This window comes from Stieleria sp., assembly GCF_041595215.1.
GTDB lineage: Bacteria > Planctomycetota > Planctomycetia > Pirellulales > Pirellulaceae > Stieleria > Stieleria magnilauensis.
This window is the reverse complement of the sequence record NZ_JBFHKV010000388.1, coordinates 1-6999: the sequence shown is the minus strand read 5'-3', so window position 1 is coordinate 6999 and position 6999 is coordinate 1. Positions and strand designations below refer to the sequence as shown.

Sequence of the window (6999 nt, the reverse complement as noted above, 5' to 3'; positions counted from 1 at the left end):
GTTGGTGTCCAGGCTTCAGCCGCTCCCCCTGCAGCCGCGAAGCGGCTGGCGGAGAACCGCGATGCCTGACGGCATCCGAGGATGCGCCTGAAGGCTGGACACCAACAGGTGCCGAAAAACCATGGTGAGTGTTGGTGTCCAGGCTTCAGCCGCTCCCCTGCAGCCGCGAAGCGGCTGGCGGAGAACCGCGATGCCTGACGGCATCCGAGGATGCGCCTGAAGGCTGGACACCAACGGATGCGAGTAGGACCTTGAACCGGCGCGAACGACTACAATGGGGTCCACTCGAACCCAACTCCATTGACCTTACCTCTCCCATCCATTTCCAAATGCATCTCCCTTTTCGTTTCATTCTTGCCACCCTGACCGTCTTGGCGTGTTTCGCGTCCCCTTCTGCTGCCGCCGAGCAGCCCAATATCGTCCTGATGCTGTCCGACGACATGGGCTGGGCAGACCCCGGGTTTCAGGGCGGCAACGCCGATCTGACGCCAAATTTGGATCGTCTGGCCGGCGAAAGTCTTCGTCTGACGCAGTTCTACGCCCATTCGGTCTGCGCACCGACTCGCTGTGCCTTGATGACCGGCCGTTATGCGTTTCGCAATTGGATGGATTGGCGGTCGGAGGACTTCGGCAAACCCAGCTACCTCGAGAAACTCGGTCTGGAACTGGCCCACACCGCCGACGGGACGCCGACGCGGATGCTGCACGGGCTGGATACGAACGAACACACCATCGCAGAAGCACTCAAAGCCTCCGGCTACTACACCGCTTTGATCGGCAAATGGCATCTGGGTGAATGGTTACCCGAACAATTGCCGATGGGCCAGGGTTTTGATCACCAATATGGTCACTACGGCTGGGGCATCGATTACAACAACTACACGATCCCCCACAATTCGCCGGCCACGTTTGCGGTCTATGACTGGCATCGCAATCAACAACCGCTCGATGAACAGGGATACTCGACCGACCTGTTCGCCAACGAAGCGGTTCGGTTGATTTCCGAGCGCAGCAAGGACGTCCCGTTTTTCATCTATGTTCCCTTCAACGCGATCCACGGACCGTTGGAGGAGATTCCACGCTACACCGACACGCTCGACAAGCGTTCGGCGGCGCTGAAATGTCTCGACGACGCAGTGGGACGCATCGTCGGTGCGGTTGACCAACACGGTTTTGCCGAAAACACGATCGTCGTATTTGCCAATGACAATGGGGGATTGACCGAAGAGGTCAACCGGCCGTATCGCGGAACCAAGAACACGACGTTCGAAGGCGGAGTCCGTGTGGCGTGTACGATGCGATGGCCCGGAAAGATTCCCGCCGGAAAAACCAGCGACGCGATGATGCACGTCGTCGACTTGCTGCCGACCTTTGTCAGCCTGGCCGGAGGCAGCACGAAACCGTGTCGACCGCTCGACGGCATGGACATGTCGCAAGTGATTCTGAATGGTCAGCCGAGTCCACGGACGGAGATTGTGTACGAGGTCGCCGGCAGCGTGCGATTGCCGACCATCCGCTCGGGTGACTTTAAACTGATGGGCGACATGCTTTACAACATCGCCACCGATCCGACCGAGTCCACGGACATCGCGTCAAAGCATCCCGAGATTGTCGCTCGATTGAAATCGCAACTTGATGCGATCGGCAAACAGCGACCACCGTTGCAAAAAGTCCTCGGATCACCGCCGCGATTGATGCATCCGCCGCAGCCCTTTGTCTATGGTCAAGCTGAAAACCGCGATGCACCGGACTGGTTGAAGACGCGGGTGATGGCGGTGCGGAGCAAGCAGCCCCAGTCGTGGGCGCCCGGCGAGACCCCGTGGCCGCAAGCCCCGACCGGTGCGACGATCAAGTACAGCGGCGACGGACGGTAGCCTTGAACCCGTGAGAATTACGCTTTGAGAGTCCATCACCCAACCCTGGCGTTTCGCTCCGTCCTCGGTTTGCTGTTCATTCTCGGCGGTGTCACGACCGTCGTCGCCCAGCAAACGTTTGACCTGAAACCGGCCGCCAGTCCGGTCGACAATCCGCTCAAGGGTTTGGTGCCGTACGCGCGTCCTTACCCGGATCGATTCCCGCACAGCATGGAATTCAGCTATCTCGCACTCAGTGATCTGATGCGGGCGGAAGACGAATTCGACTGGCAGCCGCTTGAAACACTGCTCGACGACATCGCCTCGCGTGGCAACCAAGCGGTGATTCGGGTCTACGTCGAGTATCCGGGAAAGCAGAAAGGGATCCCGGAATACCTGATCAAGGGCGGGCTGAAGCTGCACACGTACCTCAACACCAACACGGCTCCCCTGCCGCCGAAGCAGATCACGACGCCGGACTACGAGGACGAGCGTCTGCGATCGGCGTTTCGTGCCTTCATCGCTACGTTTGGCAACAAGTACGACGGAGACGCACGGTTGGCCTACATCACCGCCGGCTTGCTGGGCACGTGGGGCGAATGGCATACCTATCCCCGCAACGACCTCTGGGCCAGCAACGAAACCCAAGCCATCGTGCTGGATGCGTACGAGGCCGCGTTCTCGTCGACGCCCGTCTTGCTGCGTTACCCCGCCGGACCGAATCACGGCTATCAGGCCGAAAACGCGTCGCGCCCCTTCGGCTATCACGACGACTCCTTTGCTTGGGCAACGATCGACACCGGCAGACAGGAGGACGATTGGTTCTACATGCCGGCGCTCAAAGCCGCAGGCCGCGCGGCGATCGATAAATGGAAAACCCAGCCGATCGGCGGCGAGATTCGTCCCGAGGCTTGGGGCAAAGTTTTCGATGACCGCGATCAGTGGCCCAAGCAGGTGCAGAGTTTCCACGAATGTGTCAGCCAAACACACGCGACGTGGTTGATGGACACCGGGATGTTTCGTGAAGTCGCTTCACCGAAGCGGCTGGAACGTGCAACGAAAGAAGTCCGGCGGATGGGTTACGACTTTTATGTCCAACGAGTGGCGTTCGTTCCCGATCGACAGACGGACCGATGCCAAATCACTCTGCAGCTGATCAATCAAGGCGTCGCACCGTTCTACGCCGACTGGCCTACCGAAGTGGCCGTTGTCGATGCAGCCGGCAAAATCGCCAAACGCATGATCGCGCCCGGGCTGTCGATGCGGGGACATTTGCCGAGCGCAACGGCGCACGAGTTGTCGGCGTCGATCGACATTGCAGGGCTTTCGGGAACGAACACCGTGTTGATGCGAGTGGTCCATCCGCTCGAAGCGGGAAAGCCGTTGCGGTTCGCCAACGCGGAGCAAGGTCAAACGAAACCGGGCTGGTTGACCCTCGGGCAAATTCGCTTGCCGTGACGAACGCCCTGAAACGAGGTTCCCATCTAACCACAAAGCCCCGTGCCGTTCTGATACGATTGAGGAGTTGCACGCCGTTACTGTGCCGTGTCTTTTGACAAACGCTTGAGTTGAAGTGTCATGAAAAAATTGATCGAACCGCAACTGGGAAACGAGATCGGGATCAACATTCACAGCGCCCACCGGATCGAATCGGCAACGCTGCTTGCCGCCGAAGAGGATTATTTTTCGGTTCGATCCGGCGATGACGCGAACGTTTTTCACGTCCCGTATGTCAACATCGTCAAAGTGATCGAGAACCCGGAGGGGGTGACGGTCAGCGGTTTTTTCAAGAGCCACAAAACGCACCCGTTTGTGATCAAGATCGGCCACGTGGTGGAATACGTCCCGACATAACCAGCCGCCATAGGTCATGCTGTGCATGACGTCACGACGTAGGTCACGCTGTGCGTGACGTCACGACGTAGGTCACGCTGTGCGTGACGTCACCGTGTAGGTCATGCTGTGCATGACGTCATGATGTAGGTCACGCTGTGCGTGACGTCAGATGGCATGCACAGCATGCCCTACTTCTTCTTGGGCTCAGGTTTCTCTTTTTTGGGCAACCATTCAGCCAGCTGTGCTTTGATCGGGGTGCTGCTTGCCTCGGCGGCCAGGTTTTTCCATTCGTAGGGATCGGCGACGACGTCGTAGAGTTCTTCTTCGCCGTTGGCGTAACGGATGTAGCGATGCGTTTCGGTCTTGACCGAATGGTTGCCGCGTCCGTGCGTGGTGATCGCGGGGAATTCCCATGGCGATTGGGGATCGCGTAACAACGACGAAATGTCGCGACCGCTGACATAATCGGGCGTCGTGATCCCCGTCAGCTCACACAGCGTCGGGTACACCGACATCAAATCGACCGAACGGTCACAGCGTGTGCCGGGCGTCGTCAATCCCGGGACGTCCCAGATGAAGGCGGTCCGCGTGGTTTCTTCCCACAACGCGAACTTGCGCCAGTGTTCTTTTTCGCCCAGGGACCAACCGTGATCGCTCCACAGGCAGATGATCGTGTTGTCTTTGTTCGGGCTGGCATCGAGTGCGTCGAGCAACCGGCCGAGGTTCATGTCGGTGTAGCTGCATGTCGCCAAGTAGGATTGAATCGCGGCTTTCCAACGCCCGCTTTTGAGAAACTTGGCGTGATCGCCCTGCGGCCCGGCCATCTTCACACCCGACGGCGGAATGTCGGCCAGATCGTTTTCGATGTGCGGCGGCAACTGGATCGATTCCAGCGGAAACGCATCGTAGTACTTTCGCGGGGCGACGAACGGCAGGTGGGGTTTGTACAGTCCGCAGGCGACGAAGAACGGTTTGTCGCTTTTCTTGGTGATCCGTTCGATGCAGTAGTTGACGCAGTGCCAATCCATGATGTCGTCGTCTTTGAGGTTCGGGTGCGTCACGTCGTCGTGATAGCCATCATATTTCTTGACGCCCGGTCCACTGGCACTCAATCCGTCATCGGACATGTACTCGGTCCATTCGCTGGGATAGTACTGCCTGGAGTGATAGATTTTTCCGGCACCGGCGACGTGATAACCGGCCTTCAGAAATTGCGCGCTCAATCCCTCGCCGGCCGCTTGGTGGTTTTTCCAGGCGTGTCCGTTCTTATAGCAGCCTGACACCCACGGTCGTCGCCCGCTCATCAACGCACAACGCGATGGTTCACAGGCCGGCACGGCACAATGGGCGTTCGTGAAGGTGACGCCGCGCCGAGCCAGCCGATCAAAGTTCGGCGTGCGGGCCTGCGGGTTGCGGTTCAAATGCGTCAACCAGTGGTTCAAATCATCGACGGCGATGAACAACACGTTCGGCCGATCGGCCGCCGAGGCGAAACCGGACAGACAGCACAAGACGGCGACAATCATCAATCGCGACATGGGAAATGGCCGGGGTGAGGGGGAGACGGTCGGGGAGGGTGAATACCAACCCCTGCCAGTCTATTCGATTGCACGGATCGCGGTGCAGCTCGTCAATCAAGCATTTTTTTAGCGGTAGGGCGCGAGCCCTCCGGTGTTTCGGGAACGATGAGAGAGCGGAGGGCTTGCGCCCTGCCGCTAACACATCGTCAAACGCAGAGAATAAATGCTTCACAGCGTTGCCCTTCGGGGTCGCGTCTGACGGGGGACCGGATGTCCGGAGGTGTCGCTGCGCTCACCTCCGGCTACTGGCTTTGACCCCGTCGGGGTAGGCCACCTGCTTAGGCACTGCAGGTGCTCGCACCGTTCCGCTAGCTCCTAAAGGCCAACGTGTGGGCACAAGATCAATCAAAGGGTGCGCCCTGGGGCAGGCGCGTGTCTGCGGGCGCCGAACCGGTGCCGCGCCATTGCGATTATTGCTAAATTCTCTTCGCGACATCGAATTCCGCAGTCGCGGAATTCGCCTGGCGGTCTCAACCCATTGCACCACCCATCGAGTGAACGAGATGAAGATTACCGGATTCAAGGTTTATCAAGTCGACCTGCCCCTGGCGGAAGGCAACTACAGTTGGTCGGAGGGGAAGAGCGTCGACGTCTTTGATTCCACGGTCGTCCAAGTCGAGACGGATTCGGGAGTAGTCGGTTTTGGTGAAGTCTGTCCTCTCGGGCCGGTCTACCTGCCCGCCTACGCCGCCGGAGCCCGCGCGGGGATGCAAGAACTCGCCCCCCAACTGATCGGCGAAGACCCGACCCAGTTGTGGGCGCTCAATCACAAAATGGACCGCGTGATGAAGGGGCACCCCTACGTCAAAACGGCGATCGACATGGCGTGCTGGGACATCCTGGGCAAAGTCTCCGGGCTGCCGGTTTGCACCTTGCTCGGAGGCCGATTCGGCGACGATGTGGTGCTCTATCGCGCGATCTCCCAGCGACCGGCCGCGGAGATGGCCGACAACGTGGCCGGGTACCGTGCCGAAGGTTATCGGCGGTTTCAGTTGAAAGTCGGTGGAAAAGCCGATGAAGACATCGAGCGAATCCGCGCGGTCCGCGAGATCTTGCAGCCGGGCGATAAGTTGGTCGCCGACGCCAACACGGGATGGTTGATGCACGAAGCGATGCGGGTCGTCGGTGCCGTGCGTGACGTCGACGTCTACATTGAACAGCCCTGTGCGACGTATCAGCAGTGTTTGACGATTCGCCAAAACACCAACCTGCCGTTCATCTTGGACGAAGTGATCGACTCGGTCGACGCGATCCTCAAGGGCGCCTCCGATCGCGCGATGGATGCCGTCAACATCAAGATCAGCAAGTTCGGCGGACTGACCAAAGCGAAACAGGCGCGCGACCTGTGCGTGTCCCTGGGAATCGCGATGACACTCGAAGACAGCTGGGGCGGAGACATCATCACCGCAGCGATCGCGCACCTGGCACACAGCACGCCGACGGACTATCTGTTCACTTCGACCGACTTCAACAGCTACGTCACCCAATCGATCGCCGATGGGGCACCCCAACGGGTCAACGGCCGGATGGCAGCATCGACCGAGCCCGGGCTGGGGATCACACCCAAGTTCGACGTCCTCGGCGACCCGGTCTGGAGCTGCTGAGCGAGCCCGTTGACGCGAATGCATTCAGGATGGAACCGGCATTGGGTCAAAAAATGGGTTGGTCAAAAAATGGGTTGGTCAAAAAATTTGGGGCCTGATGGGATGATTGCAGTGGAGTCGGGTCAC

The 6999-nt window shown here is 59.3% G+C and carries 5 protein-coding genes; 4 read left to right on the top strand and 1 reads right to left on the bottom strand.

Features of this window, described 5'->3' with window-relative positions:
* Positions 1 to 329: 329 nt before the first annotated feature.
* The 3 genes from ABX749_RS15905 to ABX749_RS15895 all read left to right on the top strand — a co-directional run bounded on the left by ABX749_RS15905 (position 330) and on the right by ABX749_RS15895 (position 3707).
* The gene (locus ABX749_RS15905; RefSeq protein WP_372896846.1) at positions 330 to 1874 is read left to right on the top strand and encodes an arylsulfatase; all 1545 of its coding nucleotides are present in this window, start codon (positions 330 to 332) and stop codon (positions 1872 to 1874) included.
* A gap of 24 nt (positions 1875 to 1898) precedes the next feature.
* Positions 1899 to 3311 carry a DUF4832 domain-containing protein gene (locus tag ABX749_RS15900; RefSeq protein WP_372896845.1) on the top strand — a complete coding sequence of 471 codons (1413 nt, stop codon included), beginning with the start codon at positions 1899 to 1901 and terminating at the stop codon, positions 3309 to 3311.
* Between the two features lie 120 nt (positions 3312 to 3431).
* Entirely contained in the window at positions 3432 to 3707 is a 276-nt protein-coding gene (locus ABX749_RS15895; RefSeq protein ID WP_145211486.1) for a hypothetical protein, read from the top strand.
* A 170-nt stretch (positions 3708 to 3877) separates the two neighbouring features.
* Here ABX749_RS15895 and ABX749_RS15890 read toward each other — a convergent pair whose 3' ends face one another.
* On the bottom strand, positions 3878 to 5227 hold the full coding sequence (locus tag ABX749_RS15890; protein WP_372896844.1) for a sulfatase: 1350 nt from the start codon (positions 5225 to 5227) through the stop codon (positions 3878 to 3880).
* Between the two features lie 545 nt (positions 5228 to 5772).
* Here ABX749_RS15890 and ABX749_RS15885 point away from each other — a divergent pair.
* Positions 5773 to 6873 (top strand): cis-3-hydroxy-L-proline dehydratase, encoded by a 1101-nt coding sequence (locus tag ABX749_RS15885; protein WP_145211498.1) that lies wholly within the window; start codon positions 5773 to 5775, stop codon positions 6871 to 6873.
* Positions 6874 to 6999: the final 126 nt, after the last annotated feature.

Coding starts and splice junctions, on each gene's coding strand:
- ABX749_RS15890 (WP_372896844.1), bottom strand. CDS start 5,227: ATGTCGCGATTGATGATTGTCGCCGTCTTGTGCTGTCTGTCCGGTTTC.
- ABX749_RS15895 (WP_145211486.1), top strand. CDS start 3,432: ATGAAAAAATTGATCGAACCGCAACTGGGAAACGAGATCGGGATCAAC.
- ABX749_RS15885 (WP_145211498.1), top strand. CDS start 5,773: ATGAAGATTACCGGATTCAAGGTTTATCAAGTCGACCTGCCCCTGGCG.
- ABX749_RS15905 (WP_372896846.1), top strand. CDS start 330: ATGCATCTCCCTTTTCGTTTCATTCTTGCCACCCTGACCGTCTTGGCG.